Source organism: Lachnoclostridium sp. An14, assembly GCF_002160755.1.
Taxonomy (GTDB): Bacteria; Bacillota; Clostridia; order Lachnospirales; family Lachnospiraceae; genus Lachnoclostridium_A.
The window spans coordinates 1-23,184 of sequence record NZ_NFLE01000029.1 but is presented as its reverse complement, the minus strand read 5'-3'; the positions used below and the strand labels follow the sequence as shown (position 1 = coordinate 23,184).

Sequence of the window (23,184 nt, the reverse complement as noted above, 5' to 3'; positions counted from 1 at the left end):
AGGGGATTTCCGGAGGACATTTCCGGAAGTTCCCTTTTTTGTAAGATAAAATTAAGGCAAATGGGGCTGAAATGTGATATAGTTAGGATACAACACGGGGAAAGAGGAGGTAGCCCAATTTGGAAACGAATATTCTGGTAGTAGACGATGAAAAAGAGATCGCCGAGCTGGTGGAAATCTATCTGGTGAGCGACGGCTACAAGGTCTTTAAGGCGGAAAATGCCCAGGAAGGGTTTGATATTTTAAATAAAGAGGACATTCATCTGGTGCTTCTTGACATCATGATGCCGGGGATGGACGGGATGGAGATGTGCCGCAGGATCCGGGAGACGAACAATATTCCCATCATCATGCTGAGCGCCAAATCCACGGATCTGGACAAGATCCTGGGACTGGGGACCGGGGCTGACGACTACGTGGTAAAGCCCTTCAACCCCCTGGAGCTGACGGCCCGGGTGAAATCCCAGCTGCGCCGCTACACCCAGCTAAACCCCAACAGCGCCATCCGCGAGGCGGAGAAAAACGAGATCTCCATCCGCGGCCTGGTGATCAACAAAGACAACCACAAGGTGACAGTCTACGATGAGGAGATCAAGCTCACGCCCATCGAGTTTGACATTCTCTATCTGCTGGCCTCCAATCCGGGAAAGGTATTCAGCACCGACGAGATCTTTGAAAAGGTATGGAATGAGAAGGTCTACGAGGCGAACAACACGGTGATGGTACATATCCGGCGCCTGAGAGGCAAGATGAAGGAGGATACCAGACAGAACAAGATCATCACCACGGTGTGGGGGGTAGGCTACAAAATTGAAAAGTAATACGAGCAAGAAGTATCATACGAGAGTGGTGACCAATATCCTGTTCAGCACGGTCATCACCTGCCTGATCGAGGTATTCCTGGTGGCGAACCTGTCCATGCTGGCGGACTACGCCTTAAATGAGGGCAGCGGAAATATGCTCCTGGTGCTCATCGCCGGGTCCAACGCCGCCATCGTGCTGGTGTACGTGCTGACCGGCATTCTGATCTTTGCCGTCTCCTTCCTCATCCTTCAGGAGAAATCCATCCGCTATATCGGAAGGATTTCCGACGCCATGGAAAACATTTCCCAGGGGGATTTAAACACCACGGTGGAGGTGGTGGGAGACGACGAATTCTCCGGCATGGCGGAAAACCTGAATAAGATGGTGGCGGAAATCAAGGATCTGATGGACAAGGAGCGGGAGGCGGAGCGGACGAAAAACGAGCTGATTACCAATGTGGCCCACGACCTGCGCACCCCTCTCACCTCCATTATCGGCTATCTGGAGCTTTTGAGCGCGAAACAGGGGATGCCCGCCGAGATGCAGTACAAATACATCGACATCGCCTACACCAAGGCGAAGCGGCTGGAAAAGCTCATTGAGGATCTGTTTGGCTTTACGAAACTGAACTACGGGAAGATTTCCATGAATGTGGGAAAGGTGGACATCGTAAAGCTGCTCAGTCAGCTTTTGGAGGAGTCCTATCCCAGCTTTGTGGACAAGAACCTCTCCTACGAGCTGCAGAGCAACGTGCCGGCCAAGGTGATTTCCGCCGACGGCAACCTCCTGGCCCGCCTCTTTGACAACCTGATCGGCAACGCCATCAAGTACGGGGCCGACGGAAAGCGGGTGCTGGTGAAGGTGACGGCGGACGACGAGGTGGTGACGGTGCAGGTGATCAACTACGGCTATGCCATCCCGGCGGACGAGCTGCCGTTTATATTCAACAAATTCTACCGGGTCGAGCACTCCCGCTCCACCAACACCGGGGGGACGGGCCTGGGCCTGGCCATCGCGAAGAACATCGTGGATATGCACGGCGGTACCATCGACGTATCCAGCGGCGCGGAGGGCACGGTGTTTTCCGTGCGCCTGCAGGTGGATTTTGACGTGAACCGGGAAAATTTCGGAAAGATCGGGGGGAGAGGATGAGAACAGAAGGAGGCAGAGGGTTTGGACTGGCTGGGCTGGCCCTGGCCCTTTCTTTTTTGGCAGGGAGCTGGGCGGCTGGAGATGTGTACGCCGCAAGCGGACAGTCCGCGGCCGGCCTGACCCTGGAGGTGTCCTACGGCTATGACGGGAACGCAAAGAGCGGCCGCTATTCGCCCATGGATGTGAGCCTGACAAATGAGAACGAGGAGAGCTTTCAGGGAGTGCTGAAGGTGGCCACCATGGAGTACGATTACGAGGTGTATTCCTATGAGTACCCCATATCCGTGGACAGTGGGAACACCCTGGAGCAGGAGATAGACATCCCCATAGGCGGCGGCTCCGACCAGGTTTTCGTGTCCGTGCTGGACGGAAACGGGAACAAGGTGACCCAGAAACGGTTAAAGATCGAGTCCAGCAGGGAGACGGCGGAGCTGTTTGTGGGGCTGCTCAGCGAGCACCCGGAGCGGCTGGCCTATCTGGACAACGTGGGCGTCAGCTACGGGGCGCTGCGCACCAGGGCGTTTTCCATTTCAACAGAGGATTTTCCCCAGGAGGAGAACGGGCTGGATATGCTGGACGTGCTGGTGGTGAACGATTACCGGCTGAGAAACCTGACGGAGGAGCAGACCGGGGCCATTATGGACTGGGTGGAGGACGGCGGCGTCATGATCCTCGGCACGGGAAACCGGGTGGACGACACCCTGGGCCGGTTCGCGCCGGAGCTTTTGGACGATTCCTATGACAATCCTCTGGTGATGGAGATCCGTCCGGAGGGAGACGGGGAGGAGGATGAGCTGGAAAACGAAGTGGTGGAGGTGCCCTGCGTGCGGGTATCCCTTCACGGCGGCACGGTGCTCACGGCAGACCGGGGCTATCCCCTTCTCTCCGTGGCCATGCGGGAGCAGGGAGTGGTGGCGGTGACCGCCTACGACCTGGGAGACGTGGCGGAGTACGGACAGCGCCATACCGGCTTTGTGGACGGGCTGTTTACGGACATCCTGGGAGAGGAGCGGATCTCCGGGCTGGCCTCCGCGCTCTACGGCGGCTCCGGGGAAGAATACTGGTCGGTGCAGAGCGCCATCAACACAGGAAACGTGGAAAAGCTCCCCAACGTGGGCCTCTATTTTCTGGTGACGGCCGCCTACATCGGGCTGGCCGGGCCGGGCCTTTATATTATTCTGAAAAAGCGGGAAAACAGGGGGCGGTACGGCGTCTGCGTGGCGGCGGCCTCGGTGGTGTTTACGGTGATCCTCTACTGCATGGGAATGAAAACCAGGTTTACCGGCATTTTCGTCACCTATGCCACGGTGGAGGATTTGACGAAGGACACGGTGACGGAGACCAGCTATGTGAATTTGCGCAATCCCTACAGCAAGCCTTACCAGGTGGAGCTGGATCCCGCCTACACCGTGACTCCTGTGACCAGGAATGAGTTTTATTTTTACGACGGCGGAAGGAGAACCTTTACCGGCGAGGAGTCCAGCCATGTGTCCGTATACTACGGACAAAATGAGACAGAGGTAACGCTGCGGGACGCGGCGGCCTTTGAATCCCAGTATTTCCGCCTGACCCGGAAACAGGAGAATGAGACGGGAGCGGGCCTGACGGGAAACATCCGCTACTATGACGGCCGGGTGACCGGCACCGTGACCAATCAGTTCCCCTTCGACCTGGAGACGGTGGCCGTCCTCCTTTACGGGCGGCTGGTGCCGGTAGGAGATCTGGCAGCCGGGGACACGGTAAAATTAGACGATTTGGAAAGCTACAGCATTCCCGTGGGAAATCCCTATGCCGTAGCCTCCTTTATCACCGGCCTCTCCGCTTATGAGGAGGCGGACATCAACGACAAGGATTACATGAAAGCCCTGGAGCGCACAAACCTCCTGTCCTTCTATATGCAGAGCAATCTGGGAGGATACCGCTCCGACGCCAGGGTAGTGGCCTTCGGGCCGAAGGACGGGGAAAAGAAACGGGCCTGGGATGAAAGGTACGAGGACTTTGGGCTGACCATGCTCACCTCCGCCCTGGATGTGGATTCCACCTCCGGCCGGATGCGCTACCGCTCCGGAATGCTGAAACGGCCCGCGGTGGTCCAAGGCAGTTTCGACCCCGCGTCCAATATGAGCTATACCCAGGAGCCGGTGACCGTGGAGTATTCCCTGGGCGGGGATCTGGAGGTGAGCCGGGTGGAGTTCGTCCCGGTGGACGGACAGTTCTCCGACGAGAAGGAATCCGGCGGACAGAAGGTGTTTTCCGGAGATATATACATTTATGACCACATGACAGGGAGCTTTGAGCGGATGGAGGAGTCTGTGCTGGAAGGGGAAGAACTGTGGCGTTTCCTCTCCCCGGAAAACGGGATCACCGTGCGCTACATCGGCGGTGACACTGCCGGGTACAGCTGGGCGCTGCTCCCCATGCCCATGGTGACCGGGAGGGAGAAATAATGCTGGAAATTCGCGGACTGAAGAAAACATTTGGAAAATACCAGGTGCTGAACGGGCTGGATATGACGGTGCCGGACGGCTCCCTCTACGGCTTTGTGGGGCCTAATGGAGCGGGAAAGACCACCACCATCAAGATCATGGTGGGGCTTTTGCAGGCGGACGGCGGAAGTGTCCGCCTGGGAGAGACACTCTCCGGGGCGGAAGGCTGGAAACGCCATATCGGCTATGTGCCGGACTTTTTCGGGGTATACGACAATCTGAAGGTGGCGGAGTACATGGAGTTTTTCGCCGCCTGCTACGGGCTTGAGGGGCTGCGGGCCAGAAAGAGATGCGCCGCCCTTCTGGAGCAGATCGGCCTGGAGGACAAGGTGGATTTTTACGTGGAAGGCCTTTCCAAGGGGATGCAGCAGCGCCTCTGCCTGGCCAGAGCCCTGATCCACGACCCGGAGGTGCTGATCCTGGACGAGCCCATGGCCGGCCTGGACCCCAGGACCAGGTTTGAGTTTAAGGAGACTCTAAAGGATCTGAGGGAGCAGGGAAAGACCATTGTCATGAGCTCCCATGTGCTCTCGGAGCTTTCCGAGCTGTGTACCGACGTGGGCATTATGGACCAGGGCCGCATGGCCCTCACCGGCAACATCCGGGACATCTTATCCCAGGTCAACAGCTCCAACCCCATCGTCATCACCCTGTTTGGGGGCGGCACAGACCGGGCGCTAAACATTTTAAAAAGCCACCCCTACGTCCACACCATCACCGTAAAGGATCAGGACATCATTGTCCGCTTTACCGGGGACCGGCAGGACGAGGCGGTGCTGCTGCAGCAGCTCATCGACGCCGGGCTTTTGGTGAGCAGCTTTACCAGAGAGCAGGGGAGCCTGGAGTCCCTGTTCATGCAGATCACCGGCAGGGAGGAAGAAAGGACGGTGCTGAAATATGAAAACGAATCCGGTCTATAGGCGGGAGATGATGGTGAGCGCCAGGAGCCTGAGAATGCCTCTCATCATCACCGTGTTCAACAGCATTCTGGCCATCGTGGCCCTGCTCAATATGTATTCCAACGTGATGCAGGTGCGCCTTACGGCGGACGTGGAATACGGGAGCTTTCTGGGAATTTACGAGTTTGTGACGGTGGTGGAGTTTATCATGCTCATGTTTATCATGCCGGCGATCACCTCCGGCACCATCAGCGGGGAACGGGAGCGGCAGACTCTGGATCTGATGCTGACTACGGAGATGAAGACCTGGGAGATCGTGGTGGGAAAGCTGGCGGCGGCCTTTGTCAATATGTTCCTGGTGGTGGTGTCCAGCTTTCCCCTGGTGGCTGTCGTGTTCGTGTACGGCGGAATCACCGGGAAGGATATGCTGCTGATGCTTATCTGCCTGGTGGTGTCGGCGCTGTTTTCCGGGAGTCTGGGGATCTGCTGTTCCTCCCTGTTTAAGCGCTCCACCGTCTCCACTGTGGCGGCCTACGCCGTGCTGGCCCTGACGGTGGTGGGCACCTACGGGGTGAACAGCTTCGCCTACTCCATGGCGAGGATGGATCTGGGACAGAGCGGGTACATGATGGGGATGATCGGGGAACAGGCGGCCAGCTCCGGCGGCTTTCTCTACACCCTGCTGGTAAACCCCTCCGTGACCTTCCTCCTCATCCTTCAGGACCAGACTGCCACGGGGAACGGGATTCTGGAAATGTACGGAAACCGCGGCCCCAACCTGGTGACGGACCACTGGGTGGCGGTCAGCAGCGGCGTGCAGCTGGCGCTTTCCGCCCTGTTTGTGTTTATAGCGATAAAAATGGTGAGAAAGAGAGGAATCGGGAGAAATGCTTAAGATCGGCTGTCATCTGTCCTCCTCCAAAGGCTTTTTGGCCATGGCGGGGATGGCGGAGGAGATCCACGGGAATACATTTCAGTTTTTTACGAGAAATCCAAGGGGAGCCAAGGCAAAGGCCGTGGACATACTGGATGTGAAGGCTTTCCTGGCGCGGGCGAAGGAGCTGGGGATCGGGCCCATTGTGGCCCACGCCCCCTATACGTTAAACGCCTGCGGGGCGGAAACGAGAGTCCGGGAGTTTGCCCTGGAGACCATGGCGGACGATCTGGAGCGGATGGAGCTGATCCCGGGAAATTACTACAACTTCCATCCCGGCAGCCACGTGGGACAGGGGGCGGAAAAGGGGATTCAGCTCATTGCCGATGCCCTGAACACGGTGCTGAAACCGGAACAGCGCACGACGGTGCTTTTGGAAACCATGGCGGGAAAGGGCAGCGAGGTGGGGCGGAATTTTGAAGAACTGAGAGAGATTTTAGACCGGGTGGAGCTTTCGGACCATATGGGGGTGTGTCTGGACACCTGCCACGTGTGGGACGGGGGCTACGACATCGCCGGCCATCTGGATGAGGTGCTGACGGAGTTTGACCGGGTCGTGGGGCTGAAACGGCTGAAGGCGGTTCACCTAAACGACAGCCAGAATCCCCTGGGAGCCAGAAAGGACCGCCACGCCAGGATCGGCGAGGGCTGTATCGGGGCCGATGCCCTGGCGCGGGTGGTGACCCACCCGGCCTTAAGCCATCTGCCCTTTGAGCTGGAAACGCCCAACGAGCTCCCCGGATATGCCCGGGAAATCGCGTTTTTCCGCGGGTTGTTCCGTGAGGAGTAATCCTGTCCCTGGTGATGGAACGGCCTCCGGCGGGATGGACATTCCGCGGATTTTCCGCGTAAAAAGGCTGCTGGCGCAGCCGCGCTCCGGTGGGAGCGCGGGCCGTCAGCAGCCTTTTTAAAATCCCGGTTTCCGGCTTGCCGGCTTATTTCAGGCAGGCCCCGTTGGTGGCGATCACGTTCTTGTACCAGCCGAAGCTCTTTTTGCGGCTGCGGTTTAAAGTGCCGTTTCCGTCGTCGTCCTTGTCCACGTAGATCAGGCCGTAGCGCTTTCTCATCTCACCGGTTCCGGCGCTCACCAGGTCGATGCAGCCCCAGGGGGTGTAGCCCATCACCGGCACGTCGTCCAGCTCCACCGCGTCCATCATGGCCCGGATGTGCTTTGCCAGGTAGTCGATGCGGTAGTCGTCGTTGATGGAGCCGTCCTCCTCCACGGTGTCAATGGCGCCCATGCCGTTTTCCACGATGAAAAGCGGTTTCTGGTAGCGGTCGTAGAGGTAGTTTAAAGAGGTGCGCAGGCCCACGGGATCAATCTGCCAGCCCCAGGCGGTGGCCTCCAGATAGGGGTTTTTGCCGCCGACGGCGATATTTCCCATCACCTGATCTGTCACCTCGCCCTCGATGGAGGAGAAGTAGTAGCTGAAGGCCAGGAAGTCCACGGTGCCGGCCTTTAACGCCTCCTCGTCCCCCGGCTGGATGTCCGGCTTTGCCCCCAGCTCCTTCCACATGGCGGTGCAGACGTTGCTGTAGTAGCCGCGGCAGTGGACGTCGCCGAAGTAGTAGGTCTGGTTCATCTTCTTCATGGCCATGATCTGGTCGTTCGGACGGCAGGTGGCCGGGTAGCATAAGGGGTAGAGGAGCATACAGCCGATCTTATTTGCCGGGTCGATGCGGTGGCCCAGCTCCACAGCCTTGGCGCTGGCTACCAGCTGGTTGTGGGCGGCGTTTAGCATCACCTGGTTTTTATCCTCGTCCTCCCCGTAGATGATGCCGGCCTGGTGCCAGGGACGGGCGGCCAGCATGAGGGCGTTGATCTCGTTGTGGGTGAGCCAGTAGCGCACTTTTCCCTTGTAGCGGGTGAAAATGGCCTCGCAGTAGCGCAGGAAGAAATCAATGAGTTTCCGGTTTCTCCAGGCTCCATAGTTTTTCACCAGGCCTAAGGGCATCTCATAGTGGTTGATGGTCACCAGAGGCTCAATGCCGTACTTGGCCAGCTCGTCGAATACATTGTCGTAGAATTTCAGCCCTTCCTCGTTGGGGGTCTCCTCATCTCCGTTGGGGAAAATCCGGCTCCAGGAAATGCTTAAGCGGAAACACTTAAAGCCCATCTCCGCAAAGAGGGCGATGTCCTCCTTGTAGTGGTGGTAGAAATCCGTGGCCACATGGCTGGGATAGTAGGCATCCGGGTGGATGGAATCGTGGATTTCCCTCTGTACCCCGTGGCGGGCTCCTTTCTCTACGTCATTGATGGACAGGCCGCGGCCGCCTTCCGCGTAGCCGCCCTCGTACTGATTGGCAGCCGTCGCGCCGCCCCACAGGAAATCTTTGCTCATCTCCATAAAAACGTCCTCCTTTTCATTTCTCTCCGGAATTCCCGGGAAAATTCTTGTTCGGATATTCGTACAATATTTTCAATTCCCGAGTATAGCAGAGTTGTCTGAAAATGTCCATACGAAAAAACTTGGACAGAGTGCACAAATAATTTTCCGTAAAATGGAAAATATAGACAAATTTCAAAAAACTCTTGCAAAATGGAGAGGGATGGTATAGAATGAGTTCAGCAATTAAATAACACACATATTACTTTTGTGGATTGTTACTTTCAGTAGGCAAGACCCAGATATGCAAGGAGGTTCCGGATTCCGGCCGGCGGTGACGGCGGCGGGAGCGGGGGCGCTAGTTTGTATTTCTGAGGTCTTTTTTTCGTGTCACAGGGACCTGCGTTCCCGTGTCACAAAGGCCTCCGGCGGAGTTATGTTCCGCCTGGAGGATGGATTCCGGCGCAGCCGCCGGTATCGTTGCCCTGAAAAACAAGCTCCGTTCCGAAACTCATACGCGGCGCGCGGCGCGGAGTTCGGATGCCGGATCGTCCGGAAGGTGCGGCAGGGGGAGCAGAGCAGAAAAGGAGGATTTTATGGCAAGCAAGTATGATGGCCTGGCGCGGATTATCATCCAGAACGTCGGGGGAAAAGGAAACGTGATCAGTTTATCTCACTGCATCACCCGCCTTCGTTTCCGTCTGAAGGACGAGAGCAAGGCGAACACAGACATTTTAAAGCAGACAGATGGAGTGGTGACCGTGATCCAGAGCGGCGGTCAGTACCAGGTGGTGATCGGAAACCACGTTCCCGACGTGTTCGCGGCGGTGAACGACATCGGCCACTTTAACGCGGCTGTCGGCGGAGATGGCGGCGAGGAAGGCGGAGAGGGAAAGAAGCAGAACGTGGGCGCGAAGCTCATCGACACCCTGTCCGGCGTATTTACCCCGGTGCTGGCCCTGCTGTGCGCGGCCGGTATCATCAAGGGCCTTTTGGGCCTGGCGGTGTTCCTGTTAGGCTCCAGTTTCCAGAGCAGCGGAACTTATATGCTGCTGTACTCCATCGGCGATGGATTCTTCTACTTCCTGCCGCTGATGCTGGCGGTGTCCGCGTCGAAGAAGTTTAAGCTGGATCAGTTTACCGGTATGGCCATCGCGGCAGCCTTCCTGTACGCGGAGGTGAAATTCCCGGCTATCGCAAGCGGCGAGACCATCGTGACCACCCTGTTCCCCGGAACCTTCCTGGAGACGGCGGTTCACGAGACCTTCTTTGGAATCCCGATCATCTGGCCCGCGGCCGGATACGGTTCTTCCGTAGTGCCCATCGTGTTCTCGGTGTGGTTCGCGGCAAAGATCGAGAAATTCTGGAAGAAGATCGTTCCCGACGTGGTAAAGAACTTCGGCGTTCCCACCCTGACCCTGCTGGTGGCCGTGCCTCTCTCCTTCCTGGTGATCGGACCGGTGGCCGCATGGCTGGCAAACGGCATCGGAATGCTGTGCCAGGTGATTTACGGAATCAATCCGATTATCGCCGGCGCATTAGTAGCATTTGTATGGCAGATCCTGGTAATCTTCGGACTGCACTGGGGCCTGATTCCCGTTATGTACAACAACTACGCTACCTTAAAGTATGACCGGTTCCTGGTTCCCAACTTTGTGGCATCCTTCTCCCAGACGGCGGTTGTGGCTGCCATGTTCATCAAGACCAAGGACAAAAAGCTTAAGAGCCTGGCGCTCCCGGCAGTGATCTCCGGTATCTGCGGCGTTACGGAGCCGGCGATCTACGGTATCACCCTTCCGAAGAAGAAACCGTTCTACATCTCCTGTGGAGCAGCGGCTTTCGGCGGAGCTTTAGTAGGCGCCTTTGGCCTCTCCAAGTACATCGCTGGCGGACTGGGCGTATTTGGATTCCCCTGCTTTATCCCGCCTCAGGAGTCCATCGAGGCTCTGGGCATTACGGATGTGCTGTATGATGTGCGCATGATCGCCATTGTGGTTGTGCTGACCATGGCTGTGGCGTTTATCGCCACCATGATCCTCTACAAGGAAGACGCTCCCGCAGCGGAGAAAAAGGCGGAGCCGGTGGCTCAGGCCATTGACAAAAAAGAGATTGCCGGCGAGGAAGGCACCATTTCCGCTCCCGTAAGCGGCCATGTGATCCCTCTTTCCCAGGTGAAGGACGAGGCGTTCTCCTCCGGCGTGCTGGGCAAAGGCGTAGCCATCGTTCCCACGGAGGGCAAGGTGTACGCTCCCTGTGACGGCGAGGTTTCCACCATGTTCCCCACCGGCCACGCAGTCGGCATCACCGGCGACAATCGGGCGGAGATCCTGATCCACATCGGTATGGACACGGTAAAGCTGGACGGAAAATATTTCACCCGCAAGGTAGAGACCGGCGCTAAGGTAAAGGCCGGCGACCTTCTGGTAGAATTTGATATGGACAAGATCATGGACGCAGGCTATGATATAACTACACCGGTGTTAGTCACCAACGCCGATGATTTCGTAGACATCTCCGGCGAAACCGATAAAGACGTAAAAGCAGGAGAAATGCTGATCTCCATTATATAATAGGAAGAAACTGCGGCAGCCAGGGTCAGACCGATCTGATTCTGGCCCGCCGCGCTTAAAAGGAAAAATAATAAGGAGGTAACATTTATGGGACGTTTTCCGGAAGGTTTTCTTTGGGGCGGAGCGACAGCCGCCAATCAGTGCGAGGGCGCGTATAACGTGGACGGCAGAGGCCTGGCAAACGTGGATCTGATCCCCCACGGACCGGACCGCCGTCCGGTGATGAACGGCGTCAGAAGAATGCTGGAGTGTGAGGAGGGATATTTTTATCCCGGTCACGAGGCCATTGATTTTTACCATCATTATAAAGAGGATATTGCCCTGTTCGCGGAGATGGGCTTTAAGTGTTTCCGCTTAAGCATTGCCTGGAGCCGCATTTATCCCAACGGCTTTGACGAGGAGCCAAACGAGGCAGGCCTGAAATTCTATGAGAATGTGTTTGACGAGTGCCATAAATACGGCATCGAGCCCCTGGTGACCATCGTCCATTTCGACGCTCCGGTGGCCTGCACGAAGAAGTTCGGATCCTGGAAAAGCCGGGAGATGATCGACTGCTACGTGAAATACTGCAACACCTTATTTACCAGATACAAAGGAAAAGTAAAATACTGGCTCACCTTCAACGAGATCAACATGATTCTCCATATGCCCTTTATGGCGGCAGGTGTGCTCATCGACGAGGGAGAGAACGGAGAGCAGGTGAAGTACCAGGCTGCCCACCACGAGCTGGTGGCCTCTGCCATGGTGACGAAACTGGCCCACGAGATCGACCCGGAGAACAAGGTGGGCTGTATGCTGGCGGCTGGTCAGTATTATCCCTACAGCTGCAGTCCGGAGGACGAGTTTGAGGCCCTGAAACTGAACCGGGACAACTTCTTCTTCATCGACGTGCAGTCCAGAGGCTATTATCCGGAGTACGCCCTGAAACTCTTTGAGCGGGAGGGCTACGACATCGGCATCACGGCGGAGGACGAGAAGGTGCTGCGGGAGAACACCGTGGACTTCATTTCCTTCTCCTACTATTCCTCCCGGGTGGCCAGCGCGGAGCCGGAGCGGTACGGAAAGACGGCGGGAAATGTGTTCCCCAGCGTGAAAAACCCCTATCTGAAGGCGTCGGAGTGGGGCTGGCAGATCGACCCCCTGGGCCTTCGCATCACCATGAACGTGCTCTACGACCGCTACCAGAAACCGCTTTTCATCGTGGAGAACGGCCTGGGCGCCGTGGACACGCCGGACGAGAACGGCTTTGTGGATGACCAGTACCGCATCGACTATCTGCGGGAGCACATCAAGGCCATGGGAGACGCGGTGGAGATCGACGGCGTGCCGCTCATGGGATACACCCCCTGGGGCTGCATTGATCTGGTGAGCGCCAGCACCGGCGAGATGAAAAAACGGTACGGATTTATTTACGTAGACAAGGACAATGAAGGGAAAGGCACTCTGAAGCGGAGCAGAAAGGCATCTTTTGAGTGGTACAAGAACGTGATCGCTTCCAACGGAGAGAAACTGTGACGGGGACCGGTTTTCCGGGGTCACGGAAGGGACGAGAATGAAAATAACCCGTGTGATCAACAACAATGTAATAGCGGCGGTAGACGACCAGAACCATGAGCTGGTGCTCATGGGAAACGGGATCGGGTTTCGGAAGAAACTGGGAGAGGAAGTGGATCCGGCATCGGTGGAGAAGACCTTTGCCCGCTTTGATGAGAAGTGGGTGAGGAATTTTAAGCGGCTGGCGGAGGAAATCCCCTACGAGTATATGCACATGACTAACGAGATCATTGACTATGCCCAGCTCTCCTTAAACAAGGAGCTGAACGAAAATGTCTACATCGCGCTGATGGATCATCTGAATTTTGCCATCCAGCGGATCCGCCAGGGCGTGGCCTTAAGCAATTCCATGCTGTGGGAGATCAAGCACTATTACAACCACGAGTACCGGATCGGGATGGAGGCCATCGCCATCATCAAGCGGTACACCGGCCTGGAGATGCCTGCGGATGAGGCTGGCTTTATCGCCATGCACATCTTAAACTCCGAACTGGATCTGAACATGGAACTGTCCAAAATCATGACCAGAATCATCCAGGACGTGCTCAACATTATCACCTACCATTTTCACATCGTGATCGACGAGGAGTCCCTGGACTACGAGCGGTTTGTGACCCACTTAAAATTCTTCATCCAGCGGGCCATCCACGACAACGAGTCGAAGATCTGGGACAAGAGCCTGATGGACATGATTCGCTCCCAGTACCTGGAGTCCTACGACTGCGCCAGCAAGGTGGCGGCCTACATCCAGCGGACCACCCCCTACCGGGTGTCCGAGGAGGAAACCATCTACCTGACGGTCCATATCCAGCGGCTGCAGGCTACGTCGAAACGGGTGGAATAGGGAAGTCAGAGAGTGAAATACAGAAAGAAGGAGGCGGCGCCTCCTTCTTTCTATGTGCGCTTTACCGGATCATTTTTGGAATTGCTTTTGTTATGGTTCAGATTGGGCGGCAGCTACCAGGGCGTCCTGCAAAACTTTGGAAAAGTTAATCCCTTTCTTTTCTCCATAGGTATTTAACCATGCCGGAATGGTGATATTTTTGCGGATGGTTTTGGAACCATACTTTTCAGCGTATGAATCCATATCTAACAGGATCAATGATACAAAACCGCCAGGCGGGCAGGTAATTGTGCGGACGTCGCTGGCTCCGGGATAATCATTTCCATCTTCCATCTCGTCCAGAATCCAGCCGCTGGCTGCATCGGCCGCCATATCCATAGCCTCGATCAGACTGCGTCCCTCCGTGACGCAGCCGGGAAGATCTGGAAATTCTACTGTATAACCGGTCAGTTCTTCACAGGGCATAAAAATCGCCGGGTAAATCAGTTTCATAATTTCACCTCCGAAATATGATTTGTAAGGAGGCGGGGGCTATTTCAGCCCCGCTTGTTTAAGGATTGAATCAGCGGTCCGTTTATCAACATCGCCGTTGTGGAATGGTATGGTGACCTTTCCGGGCTTGTTGGGGTGCTTGTACTGGCGGTGAGAACCTTTCTGATTCTTGACATACCAGCCATCCTCGAAAAGAATTTTTTCTAATTCTCTCGCCCGCATCTTCTGTACCTCCTTATACTCTATATTATACACACTATACACATAAATATCAAGGGAAAATACACATAATGCGCATAAATAACTGCGTGATCTTCTGAACGATTTCAGCCTCTATTCGATCCATTCTTTATGATACCCCAAGGATCTGACCGTTTGTTCTACAGAGGTTTCTCACTCCAGCTCTTTCCCGCAGGCCAGATAATAATGCCTGGCGTTGGCGCTGGTGACAGTCTTTGCGATGGCGAGGAGCCCCTCTTTTTTCAGCTCCTTCACCGGATGGCCCCCATTTTCCAAAAGCTCGCACAGCTCTAAGCCCATCTGATAATCCCCGGCGTCGAAAAGCTCCCGGACGCGGGCTTTCACCGTCTCCACATTTCCAATCAGCCCCAGCACCTCCCCGGCATAGCGGCGGCGCGGCACGGGATCCAGGTGGACGGGATTCCCGTCAAACCAGCCCACATATCCGGCGTAGATGCCTTTCACCGTCCAGCTGACGGTGCCGTAAAATTCCTGGAGATAGGGGAGATCCCGGTATTCCTCCGGAAGTTTTACTTCTTCGGCGGCCTCCAGCATATCCATGCCCCGGTTCATGCAGTCTAAGGTCTGCAAAAGGATGGACTGGATCGCCCCCCGGAAATTTCCCAGCACCGTCTGGATTTCCTCCTCGCCGAAAATGGGCAGGGTGTGGCCCGGCAGCAGCACCTTCGGGCGGTAGGAGAGAATCCGCTCCAGGGAATCCACCCAGGCGGCAATGTCCCGGTACTGGCTGCCGCGGATGGCGTAGAGGTTGGGCCAGCAGCCGTAGTAATTGTCGCCGCAGCAGAGCACGCCCTCGTCGGGAAGGTACACAAAAAGCTGATCGTCGGTCTCACCTGGGGCGGATACCAGCTGTAAGCGGACGCCGTCGATGATCCGCTCCTCTTGCTCGGCGGTGAACAGGGTGGTAGGCGGCAGGAAATCGTAAACCCCGTCCCCCACAGCGTGGCCTTCCCGGATGCCGATGCCCTGGGTGATGCACTCCTCGTCAGTGAGCTGGTAGCCAAACTGGCGCACCGTCCGTTTCCCCAGTACGTCATTCAGCTTTTCATAGTATTTCAGCACCGGCTTTCTGGGAGAACTCATGATGATCTCCTCCGCCGTGTCCCGAAACGCCCCGGAGCCGCCCCGGTGGTCGGGATGGCCGTGGGTGTAAATGATGGTTTTCACCGGTTTCCCCGTCTGCTCCCAGAGCAGGGCCTTCAGCCGTTTCCCCCGCTCGTCGGAGTCTAAGCAGTCCACCAGGATGAGGGAGGTGTCCCCTTCGATGGCGATGGAATTGCTGTGGCCTAAGCCTACCACGCAGCGGACGCGTTCCCCGGCTTTGACGACCTGGTATGGATAAGCGGTTTCTGCGTGACGTTTTAAACGATCTTCCCCTGTCATAATCTCTGTACCTACTGAACCTTGTCTCATGTTTTTAGAATACCAGGATCAAAAGGCCGCAAATCCGGCGGAAATCTGCCCGCGGGAGGATTTTTGGCCTTTTGACCCCTTTGTCATTATTTTAGGGGAAATGGGGACGGCTGTAAAGTAGGCACAAAAAGGTACCCAGGGCCTAGGGCATCATCAGCCCGGCCAGGCCGTTTACCGCCATACATAACGCCGCTCCCACGGCGGTGGGGAGGAGTATGGCTGCCGCCGTCCATTTGAGGCTGCCCGTCTCCTTGCGGATGGTGAGGCAGGTGGTGGAACAGGGCCAGTGAAACAGGCAGAATATCATCAGACACAGGGGCGTAGCCGCCGTCCAGCCGTGAGCTTGAAAGAGGGTGAACAGCCCGGACACGCTCTCCATTTCCACCAAAGTCCCTGTCTGAAGGTAGGCCATGAGAATGATGGGGAGAACGATCTCGTTGGCGGGAAATCCCAGGATAAAGGCGGCCAGAATCACTCCGTCCAGCCCCATGAGACGTCCCAGGGGATCCAGAAATCCGGTAAACAGGGAGAGCAGGCTGGGAGCCTGAGGGGAGACGGCGCGAAACCATCCGGCGGAGGGGCCGCCCCAGGAGACGTTTGCCAGAATCCAGATCACAAGCCCCGCCGGAGCCGCCACAGCCGCCGCCCGACCCAGCACAAACAGGGTCCGGTCCAGAATGGAGCGCACCAGCACCTTTCCCAGCTGGGGGCGGCGGTAGGGCGGCAGCTCCAGGGTGAAGGCGGAGGGAATGCCCCGCAGCAGGGTATGGGACAGCAGCCAGGACACTCCCAGAGTCATAAATACCCCCGCCAGGATCACCGCCGTAAGCATGGCGGCGGAGGCCAGAGAGGAACCGGCAGCCCCCGACAGGAGGAAAAAGAGGGAGATCATGGTGAACAGGGTGGGCAGACGCCCGTTGCAGGGGACGAAGGCGTTGGTGAGAATGGCGATGAGCCGCTCCCTGGGGGAGTCGATAATGCGGCAGCCCACCACCCCCGCCGCGTTGCAGCCCAGGCCCATGGCCATGGTCAGGCACTGTTTTCCGCAGGCGCGGCATTTCTGGAATGCCCGGTCCATGTTGAAGGCCACCCGGGGCAGGTAGCCAAAGTCCTCCAGCAGGGTAAACAGCGGGAAAAAGATGGCCATGGGAGGCAGCATCACTGACACCACCCAGGCCAGCACCCGGTAAACCCCGTACACCAGGCAGTCCACCGCCCAGGACGGCGCTCCCAGAAACCGCAGTCCGGCGGCCAGGCCGTCCTCGGCGGCAAACAGCAGGTTCCAGAGCAGGGCGGAAGGATAGTTGGCTCCGGCCATGGACAGCCAGAACACACCAAAGAGCAGGGCCAGCATGATAAGGGCCCCGCTGACCCGCCCGGTGGCCAGGCGGTCCAGGATTTCCTCCCGCCTGCGGTAGTGGTCATTGGTGTAGAGAACGGCCTCCTTCGCCAGCTGTTTCGGGGAAAAGTCCAGGCAGTCGTAGGGGAAACGCTCCCCGTCGGCCTCCCGGATCATCTGTTTCAGCTCTGTCAGATGTTCCTGGCACCGGGCGCAGGTAGCCGCCACGGGGATCTGCAGCACATCCCGCAGCAGGGAAAAATCAATCTCAATCCCTTTTTTTGCCGCCTCGTCGCAGAGGTTGACGCAGAGGATCACCGGCATCCCGGAATCCTTCACCTGCTCCAGGGCGAGGAGCTGTTTTAACAGGTGTAGCCCCCGCTCCAGGCAGGTGGCGTCGCAGACTACCACGGTCATTTTGGCCAGCCCGGAACAGAGGAAATCCCTGGCCACCACCTCCTCCTGGGAGCGGGCCTGGAGGGAGTAGGTCCCCGGCAGATCCACCAGAAGGTACTCCCGGCCGCCGGCCTCAAAGGTCCCCCTGGCGGTGGAAACGGTAACTCCGGCCCAATTTCCGGTATGCTGGCGAAGTTAGAGGGGGCACAAAAATCAAAGAAATGTGATTTCAAAATCAGTGATAGGAGTCCCTATGGGCGGAACTTTTATTGAGTGTATGATGGATCTCCAGAATGTGCGCTTTTCTTCATTGGTCATTCCGGCGTATATGTCTTTGAAATTTCCGGACAGGAGCTGCAGATATTGGGCCGGATCGGCGCGTTTCTGCGGCACCGCGGGGATATTGCTTAACTGCTCACTTAATTGTGCCCTGTCTCTTTTGTATTCGTCCAGGCTGATGATCTCGTTCAGATACAGATCCTTGAGCCGATCCAGTTTCTTTTGTACCGTCTGGCGCTGATTGCTTTTGTTGATGACAGCACGCTCTTTTGCGTAGTATTCGACGCTGTACGCGCTCAGCTCCTCCTCAATGTGTTCAAGGAGATATGCCTCAATATGCGATTCCCGGAATTCCCTGCTGTTGGTGCACAGCCGCTGTTTGTACCATTTGCAGGCATAAGCTGGATACCGGTATCGGCGAGTAACGCCGTTTTTCTGATGTCGGGTACAGTTGATCTGTGTGGATGTCAGGCGGTGTCCACACTCCTTGCATATGAGCAGCCCTGAGAAGATATAAGGATAGCGCTGACTGCTCCGACAGGTTTGGTTTCTGTCGAATATTGACTGTACGGTATCCCACATTTCATCGGATATGATGCGGGGGCAGTAGTTGGGGTTATCGCGGTACCGGCCTGTGAGCTTTTCGTTCAGCAGGATGCTTTCCCGCAAATTATTCAGCGTCATAACCATTCCATGCACATCCCGGAGGTACATCAGCGTTTTTCCCATGGACTGCGTTTTGCAAAAATATTGCACTGCGTCATATATGGCCGGCGCCTCGTCTGATAGAACGAGGTGCTTATTTTCTATGCGATACCCGCGGGGGACTTTTCCGGTGATGGCCTCCCCGTGGGCGACTTTTGTTTTGAATACGTCCTTGATCCTCAGTCCTCCGTTTTGGGCCTCAAGCTCCGCCCAGGTCATGGACTGCGCCACAAAGGCCCGGCCGTAAGGGGTGGAGGTGTCAAAATAGGGCTGATCAATGGCGGTCCAGCTTACGCCGGCTTTCTCCAGGATGGCCTGGGTGTTGAGATAGTGCCGCAAGCTCCGGAACCAGCGATCCAGTTTCGTGAATATGATGATGTCGATTTCCCCGTTCTGGACGGCCAGCAGCAGGCGACCAAAATCTTCCCGATCCAGTTTTTGGCCGGAGATCCCATCATCAATATAGATGTCTTGCAGTATCATGTCTTTATGCTCATCAATGTAGCGTGCGCAGCGTTCGCGCTGATCCCGGATGGAATCGCCCTTTTCGGCCTGCTCATCCGATGAAACGCGGATGTAGATGGCCACGCGTTGCAGTTTGGTGTTGGTGTTTGCCATGAAATCATCTCCTTGTGAATTGTACGATTTTTGGGTACAAAAAATACGCCCCTTGACCGGGGCGCTCCAGGGATGATATAATTTGTTTGCTAGACAAAATATCTGCTGGAGCGATCCGGTAAGAGAAAATCTATGTGAAGGCCGGTTCCTGTTGGCGCAGGGGCCGGCTTTTACATATATAGAAAAATATACTCCAACTTAGGAGCTAGGAATCAATTTTATCTTTATATCGTTGATTTTTAATAAATCACCTTCTGAGAATGTGACGTTTTTAAAACCGGTTATAAAAGTAACTTCGTTTATCTCATTATATTCTTCAGAAAAGTCAAAGTAATTTTCTCCATCTTCATCATATAGAGATTGATTTAAGGTATCGGTATAAGATCCTTCATTTCCCAATTTTTCTCCAAAAATTTCATTGATTCCCAAATTTATGTCATAAGGATCTGTCTGAACATTGCCTGTTCCTTCTATCCATACTAGATCATAGGTTCCGGCCGGAAAATCATCACCTGCGGTATAGATACCATATTCCAGTTCTACCTCGTTTAGGCTCTGGTCTCTAGGGGTTAGCTCTCCAGCGTTATCACATCCAGCAGAAACTTCCAGTGTTCCGGTAATGGTCAATATATCGCCGTCCAGTAATAATATATTTGATAATTCATCGGTAGTTGCAGATGATATAATATTCCCGGCAGTTGTACCGGAATCCAAAATTTCATTTACCGCCAGAGACTGCGACATTAAATTTCCCAGACCAGACTTTGCAAAAAACTTATATGTTCCAGAAGGAATATCAACGCCTACAGTATAATGCCCTGCTGTTAAGGTATCACTAAAAGAAGTCCTGGATGGTTCAGTTTCGACGTTATTATCTTCTGATGAAGGTAATGTATTAAAAGTTTCTTCAATAGGAAGATTATGAGTATCAAGGGTCTTAGGATAGAGAAAAAAGAGATTACAGGCAATAACGGCTATTGCGAAAGCGGTAAGGCTACATTGGAAAAATTTTCTCTGGAGTGGTGATTTCCAAAGAAGAAAGATTCCTACTGGAGCACATACTATAGTGCTTATCAAAATAAACCATTTGCGATAATAAATTTTATAATCTTTTGGTGTTTTCGCGATCGTTACAATATCCGGTGCATTGTGGTTTATATAAGAAATTGCCCTTTCGATGGAATCTCTTGATTTTTTGGAAAAAGAAAATCTTATTTTCCCCACTTGATCTCCCATAAAGTTCATCCACCCACCTTCAATTCCGGAGGGATAGCAATATTCTATTTTATTGATTTTTTCATAGGGGATAGTCCGTTGATTATAATTCCAGTCGCGAATCATAATGCCCTTTTTTTGTATGAAAAGCTCTTGGGAATTTCCTTTGATACTCACATTTTCACCTCTATATAGATTGTATCTTCGTACGTAAATCAAAGAGTGTTAGGAATCTTCTATGCTATAGCATCTTCGGAAAAGTCCATTTCTCGGATACCGTCGTTTACAATCTCCATAATATTGTTTTTATCTATGAATGCTGTCCAGGCAGCAGGAAAGTCAGATTTTACTTCATTTCGGATATTATTGTACAGTGGCTCCATGGAGGCTTTCCACATTTCATAAGAGGCTTTCTCTATTTTTTCATCTTTCCAGCGGCTTTTTGCCGGCCGGCGGGCGTTCCGGGAACGCTGGTATTGCAATGCTTTGGCCATGAAGGTGTGGTAGCTGTCCAGGTTCTGCTCCATGTACTCCAGAAATTCTTTGTACTTCATAAGTGACCTCCTTCATTCAAAATTTTCCTCTTAGCTCTACGACACGTCCGAGTATACGGACCGGTATTTCTATGATTTCTTCATTACTGAAGAACATAGGCTTGTATGCGGGGTTGTTTGATATGAGCTCAATGCCGTCTCTGTATTTTCGCAGGCGTTTGCAGGTGGCGTCCGTTCCGTTGACGGTGGCGATCACAATGTCACCGGACTCCGCATCATCTTGCTGGCGGACGATCACGACATCTCCGCTACTGATCCGGGGCTCCATGGAATCTCCGTGGATTTTCAGTCCGAAAAAATTGCCGGTGGCGGCCATTTCCTCGGAGATTTCCTCGGTGTCTATTATATCTTCAATAGCTTCAATGGGGAGTCCCGCGGCAACGCGGCCTAAAACGGGAATGGATACTCCGGCTTTTTTGTGTTTAGTTCCTCCAGGTATAGGAATGACGTTATTGTCCCAACCCATGAGATAGGAAGGGGAGACGTTTCCAATTTTAGCGGCAGCCTCAATTTTATCAGAAGGTATGTTGGTTATGATATTATTTTCGTATTTATAGAGCGTTTGTTTTGAGACATTGATTTTATCAGCAAAGTCAACTTGACTCATGCCCAGTTGATCACGCAATAATTTGATCCGTTCGCCTACTGTCATTAATAGCCCCTCCTTTTAACTGGTAACTTAATAGTAACACAAAAATGTTATAAAATCAATAAAAAATATCTTGACAAGTTACAAAAATGTGATATGATAAATGTAACTTAAAAAGTTACTGAAAGGAGGAGCCTAACTTGATTCGGACGGATGAGCTGCGTGGAATCATTGCAAAAAATGGTCTGTCTCAATCGGATGTTGCAAAGAAAATTGGTATTACGCCAAAAACATTTTATGAAAAAATGAAAAATGGCGTATTTGGCAGCGATGAAATTGAGATTATGATTGATGAGCTTCATATTGAAGATCCACTAGATATTTTTTTTGCAAAAGAGTAACTTTAAAAGATACCAACATAATAAAAAATACAAAGAAAGGAGAGTGAGAGACTTTGAGTGAACTCCCTAGAACCGAAATCCGACAAATGAGGGAGATACTCCTTAGACAGGCGTACTTATTGGAAAAGGTATCTAAACTCGCAACAAATACTGAATTAATCAACATATCATATGTGATGGTTGAAATTGCTGACAGACTTAATAAGATGCCTAAATGGTAATAACAATCAACTGAAACTATGGCAAGAGAAAGGATGGTAAAAACGTGAGAGAGTGGTGGATTTACGAGTTGACAGTGACGGACAGGACAAACATTGTATGCTTTATCATTGTCATGCTGCTTTCAGTAATTTGTCTTTGGATTGCAAAGAAAATGAAACTTCCAATATGGAAGTTTCAAATCGGATGGATTCTGTTTATGGATGTTTTGGCAGTTCTTCTTTTAATAACCCGGTTAGCAAATGGATAACATCAGGCTGTAGTTTTTTGGCTGCGTCATAATTATTGTTTGTGATTAATTGGTAGAAATCGTCTAAAAGGGCCCAGTGTTCTGATGATACATAAGAATACACAACATGAAAGTGCTCTCCGAAAGATCTCAAAGAGTCAGTGCTTTCATCAGCCAGGCAAGCTCCGATATTGGAGATACATTTCTGAATGGTAGATATTTTTGCCAAAACGGCTTTTTCTTGAATATCTAATTTCCTGAGTTTGAGCTGATGGCGGTTGGTAAGAATGGTTGTTATGATGGGGCCTGCAATGGTGCCGGTAATGGAAATGGCTAAGGCAATCCAAGCAGCTGTTGCACTCCAATCAAGATCATTAGGAATGGGACGCATGAGAAACCTCCTTGGTATAGAAGTGATAAATGCTTTTGGATGAAGTATACCACATAAGAACGAGAAAAGCTAGCCAGATAGGAGGATGAGAACACAGTACACTGGTTGAAAATGAGGGTCAAATGGTACAAACCGTGCTGCATACATTGCCATAGAGAGAGAAAGGGGAGAGGTTCATGGAAGAAAATAAACTGGATATAAGAAAGGCGTTTGAGGCAATCGCGAAAATTATTGGCAATCGTGAAAATGTCGAAATCCAGGTCAAAGAGATCCGGAGAAAGGAAGAAGAACGGTCCGCCTGATGGCGGCCAGAAAGGACAAGCAGGGAGGAGGCGATCGTATGGATGAGAAGAAACCGCCGGTTATCCGATCCGAGTGGGAAATGATGGCTCGTCACATGGACAAGCTCCAGGGTAAAGTGGAGCGGCTGGAGCGGGATCGGGCGGTGCTGTTCTGGATGTTCGTGATAACAGCTATGGCGCTGGCCTATGTGCTGGCCAACGTGTCGGTGTG

Annotated in this window: 21 protein-coding genes and 1 pseudogene; 11 read left to right on the top strand and 11 right to left on the bottom strand. The window is 53.7% G+C overall.

Annotation, left to right across the window (positions count from 1 at the left end; all coding sequences use genetic code 11):
- The first annotated feature begins 119 nt into the window (after positions 1–119).
- From B5E84_RS14760 to B5E84_RS14735, 6 genes are read left to right on the top strand one after another with little or no spacing between them, the layout of a single operon-like run.
- Entirely contained in the window at positions 120–821 is a 702-nt protein-coding gene (locus B5E84_RS14760; protein WP_087224097.1) for a response regulator transcription factor, read from the top strand.
- Positions 811–1,956 carry a sensor histidine kinase gene (locus B5E84_RS14755; RefSeq protein ID WP_087224095.1) on the top strand — a complete coding sequence of 382 codons (1,146 nt, stop codon included), beginning with the start codon at positions 811–813 and terminating at the stop codon, positions 1,954–1,956. Before B5E84_RS14760 ends, B5E84_RS14755 begins: the two co-directional genes overlap by 11 nt.
- Complete coding sequence (locus B5E84_RS14750) at positions 1,953–4,403, top strand: type 1 glutamine amidotransferase family protein (protein ID WP_087224093.1); 2,451 nt, start codon at positions 1,953–1,955, stop codon at positions 4,401–4,403. Before B5E84_RS14755 ends, B5E84_RS14750 begins: the two co-directional genes overlap by 4 nt.
- Positions 4,403–5,362 carry an ABC transporter ATP-binding protein gene (locus B5E84_RS14745; RefSeq protein WP_087224091.1) on the top strand — a complete coding sequence of 320 codons (960 nt, stop codon included), beginning with the start codon at positions 4,403–4,405 and terminating at the stop codon, positions 5,360–5,362. The genes B5E84_RS14750 and B5E84_RS14745 overlap by 1 nt, the downstream gene beginning before the upstream one ends.
- On the top strand, positions 5,340–6,236 hold the full coding sequence (locus B5E84_RS14740; RefSeq protein ID WP_087224089.1) for an ABC transporter permease: 897 nt from the start codon (positions 5,340–5,342) through the stop codon (positions 6,234–6,236). Before B5E84_RS14745 ends, B5E84_RS14740 begins: the two co-directional genes overlap by 23 nt.
- Complete coding sequence (locus B5E84_RS14735; protein WP_087224087.1) at positions 6,229–7,065, top strand: deoxyribonuclease IV; 837 nt, start codon at positions 6,229–6,231, stop codon at positions 7,063–7,065. Before B5E84_RS14740 ends, B5E84_RS14735 begins: the two co-directional genes overlap by 8 nt.
- A gap of 145 nt (positions 7,066–7,210) precedes the next feature.
- On the opposite strand, the gene B5E84_RS14730 is transcribed toward B5E84_RS14735, so the two are convergent.
- Positions 7,211–8,623 carry a 6-phospho-beta-glucosidase gene (locus tag B5E84_RS14730; protein WP_087224085.1) on the bottom strand — a complete coding sequence of 471 codons (1,413 nt, stop codon included), beginning with the start codon at positions 8,621–8,623 and terminating at the stop codon, positions 7,211–7,213.
- Positions 8,624–9,198: 575 nt separating this feature from the next.
- On the opposite strand from B5E84_RS14730, the gene B5E84_RS14720 reads away from it, so the two are divergent.
- The 3 genes from B5E84_RS14720 to licT all read left to right on the top strand — a co-directional run bounded on the left by B5E84_RS14720 (position 9,199) and on the right by licT (position 13,570).
- Complete coding sequence (locus tag B5E84_RS14720; protein ID WP_087224081.1) at positions 9,199–11,172, top strand: beta-glucoside-specific PTS transporter subunit IIABC; 1,974 nt, start codon at positions 9,199–9,201, stop codon at positions 11,170–11,172.
- An 87-nt stretch (positions 11,173–11,259) separates the two neighbouring features.
- Entirely contained in the window at positions 11,260–12,687 is a 1,428-nt protein-coding gene (locus tag B5E84_RS14715) for a 6-phospho-beta-glucosidase (RefSeq protein WP_087224079.1), read from the top strand.
- Between the two features lie 37 nt (positions 12,688–12,724).
- Positions 12,725–13,570: a BglG family transcription antiterminator LicT gene (gene licT, locus B5E84_RS14710; RefSeq protein WP_087224077.1), complete on the top strand. Its 846-nt coding sequence runs from the start codon at positions 12,725–12,727 to the stop codon at positions 13,568–13,570.
- A 90-nt stretch (positions 13,571–13,660) separates the two neighbouring features.
- Here the strand turns inward: licT and B5E84_RS14705 are convergent, their stop codons facing one another.
- The 9 genes and pseudogenes from B5E84_RS14705 to B5E84_RS14670 form a co-directional block, all read right to left on the bottom strand.
- Positions 13,661–14,062 (bottom strand): type II toxin-antitoxin system HicB family antitoxin, encoded by a 402-nt coding sequence (locus B5E84_RS14705; RefSeq protein WP_087224075.1) that lies wholly within the window; start codon positions 14,060–14,062, stop codon positions 13,661–13,663.
- Between the two features lie 39 nt (positions 14,063–14,101).
- Positions 14,102–14,284: a type II toxin-antitoxin system HicA family toxin gene (locus B5E84_RS14700; protein ID WP_087224074.1), complete on the bottom strand. Its 183-nt coding sequence runs from the start codon at positions 14,282–14,284 to the stop codon at positions 14,102–14,104.
- Between the two features lie 171 nt (positions 14,285–14,455).
- Entirely contained in the window at positions 14,456–15,706 is a 1,251-nt protein-coding gene (locus B5E84_RS14695) for an alkyl/aryl-sulfatase (RefSeq protein ID WP_087224072.1), read from the bottom strand.
- Positions 15,707–15,878: 172 nt separating this feature from the next.
- On the bottom strand, positions 15,879–16,628 hold the full coding sequence (locus B5E84_RS21105) for a nucleoside recognition domain-containing protein (RefSeq protein ID WP_442911400.1): 750 nt from the start codon (positions 16,626–16,628) through the stop codon (positions 15,879–15,881).
- 3 nt (positions 16,629–16,631) lie between these two features.
- A pseudogene (locus tag B5E84_RS21100) lies at positions 16,632–17,651 on the bottom strand (FeoB small GTPase domain-containing protein); the annotation flags it as partial.
- A gap of 33 nt (positions 17,652–17,684) precedes the next feature.
- The gene (locus B5E84_RS14685; protein ID WP_087224070.1) at positions 17,685–19,073 is read right to left on the bottom strand and encodes a recombinase family protein; all 1,389 of its coding nucleotides are present in this window, start codon (positions 19,071–19,073) and stop codon (positions 17,685–17,687) included.
- A gap of 198 nt (positions 19,074–19,271) precedes the next feature.
- On the bottom strand, positions 19,272–20,465 hold the full coding sequence (locus B5E84_RS14680; RefSeq protein ID WP_087224068.1) for a hypothetical protein: 1,194 nt from the start codon (positions 20,463–20,465) through the stop codon (positions 19,272–19,274).
- A gap of 59 nt (positions 20,466–20,524) precedes the next feature.
- Entirely contained in the window at positions 20,525–20,842 is a 318-nt protein-coding gene (locus B5E84_RS14675) for a hypothetical protein (RefSeq protein ID WP_087224066.1), read from the bottom strand.
- Between the two features lie 16 nt (positions 20,843–20,858).
- Complete coding sequence (locus B5E84_RS14670) at positions 20,859–21,494, bottom strand: LexA family protein (RefSeq protein ID WP_087224064.1); 636 nt, start codon at positions 21,492–21,494, stop codon at positions 20,859–20,861.
- A gap of 137 nt (positions 21,495–21,631) precedes the next feature.
- Here B5E84_RS14670 and B5E84_RS14665 point away from each other — a divergent pair, with 137 nt between their 5' ends.
- Positions 21,632–21,832, top strand: a complete 201-nt coding sequence (locus B5E84_RS14665) for a helix-turn-helix domain-containing protein (RefSeq protein ID WP_087224062.1) — start codon at positions 21,632–21,634, stop codon at positions 21,830–21,832.
- 416 nt (positions 21,833–22,248) lie between these two features.
- Here B5E84_RS14665 and B5E84_RS14660 read toward each other — a convergent pair whose 3' ends face one another.
- Entirely contained in the window at positions 22,249–22,671 is a 423-nt protein-coding gene (locus B5E84_RS14660; RefSeq protein WP_087224060.1) for a hypothetical protein, read from the bottom strand.
- Positions 22,672–22,847: 176 nt separating this feature from the next.
- Between B5E84_RS14660 and B5E84_RS21235 the strand changes: the two genes are divergently transcribed.
- Positions 22,848–22,973: a hypothetical protein gene (locus tag B5E84_RS21235; protein WP_275533081.1), complete on the top strand. Its 126-nt coding sequence runs from the start codon at positions 22,848–22,850 to the stop codon at positions 22,971–22,973.
- The last annotated feature ends 211 nt before the right edge of the window (positions 22,974–23,184 follow it).

What these genes read in the sequence shown, in the direction of transcription:
- B5E84_RS14675 (WP_087224066.1), bottom strand. Translation starts at nt 20,842, where the DNA reads ATGAAGTACAAAGAATTTCTGGAGTACATGGAGCAGAACCTGGACAGC.
- B5E84_RS14705 (WP_087224075.1), bottom strand. Translation starts at nt 14,062, where the DNA reads ATGAAACTGATTTACCCGGCGATTTTTATGCCCTGTGAAGAACTGACC.
- B5E84_RS14695 (WP_087224072.1), bottom strand. Translation starts at nt 15,706, where the DNA reads ATGACAGGGGAAGATCGTTTAAAACGTCACGCAGAAACCGCTTATCCA.
- B5E84_RS14735 (WP_087224087.1), top strand. Translation starts at nt 6,229, where the DNA reads ATGCTTAAGATCGGCTGTCATCTGTCCTCCTCCAAAGGCTTTTTGGCC.
- B5E84_RS14745 (WP_087224091.1), top strand. Translation starts at nt 4,403, where the DNA reads ATGCTGGAAATTCGCGGACTGAAGAAAACATTTGGAAAATACCAGGTG.
- B5E84_RS21105 (WP_442911400.1), bottom strand. Translation starts at nt 16,628, where the DNA reads ATGATCTCCCTCTTTTTCCTCCTGTCGGGGGCTGCCGGTTCCTCTCTG.
- B5E84_RS14750 (WP_087224093.1), top strand. Translation starts at nt 1,953, where the DNA reads ATGAGAACAGAAGGAGGCAGAGGGTTTGGACTGGCTGGGCTGGCCCTG.
- B5E84_RS14660 (WP_087224060.1), bottom strand. Translation starts at nt 22,671, where the DNA reads ATGCGTCCCATTCCTAATGATCTTGATTGGAGTGCAACAGCTGCTTGG.
- B5E84_RS14730 (WP_087224085.1), bottom strand. Translation starts at nt 8,623, where the DNA reads ATGGAGATGAGCAAAGATTTCCTGTGGGGCGGCGCGACGGCTGCCAAT.
- licT (WP_087224077.1), top strand. Translation starts at nt 12,725, where the DNA reads ATGAAAATAACCCGTGTGATCAACAACAATGTAATAGCGGCGGTAGAC.
- B5E84_RS14740 (WP_087224089.1), top strand. Translation starts at nt 5,340, where the DNA reads ATGAAAACGAATCCGGTCTATAGGCGGGAGATGATGGTGAGCGCCAGG.
- B5E84_RS14700 (WP_087224074.1), bottom strand. Translation starts at nt 14,284, where the DNA reads ATGCGGGCGAGAGAATTAGAAAAAATTCTTTTCGAGGATGGCTGGTAT.
- B5E84_RS21235 (WP_275533081.1), top strand. Translation starts at nt 22,848, where the DNA reads ATGGAAGAAAATAAACTGGATATAAGAAAGGCGTTTGAGGCAATCGCG.
- B5E84_RS14685 (WP_087224070.1), bottom strand. Translation starts at nt 19,073, where the DNA reads ATGGCAAACACCAACACCAAACTGCAACGCGTGGCCATCTACATCCGC.
- B5E84_RS14715 (WP_087224079.1), top strand. Translation starts at nt 11,260, where the DNA reads ATGGGACGTTTTCCGGAAGGTTTTCTTTGGGGCGGAGCGACAGCCGCC.
- B5E84_RS14720 (WP_087224081.1), top strand. Translation starts at nt 9,199, where the DNA reads ATGGCAAGCAAGTATGATGGCCTGGCGCGGATTATCATCCAGAACGTC.
- B5E84_RS14670 (WP_087224064.1), bottom strand. Translation starts at nt 21,494, where the DNA reads ATGACAGTAGGCGAACGGATCAAATTATTGCGTGATCAACTGGGCATG.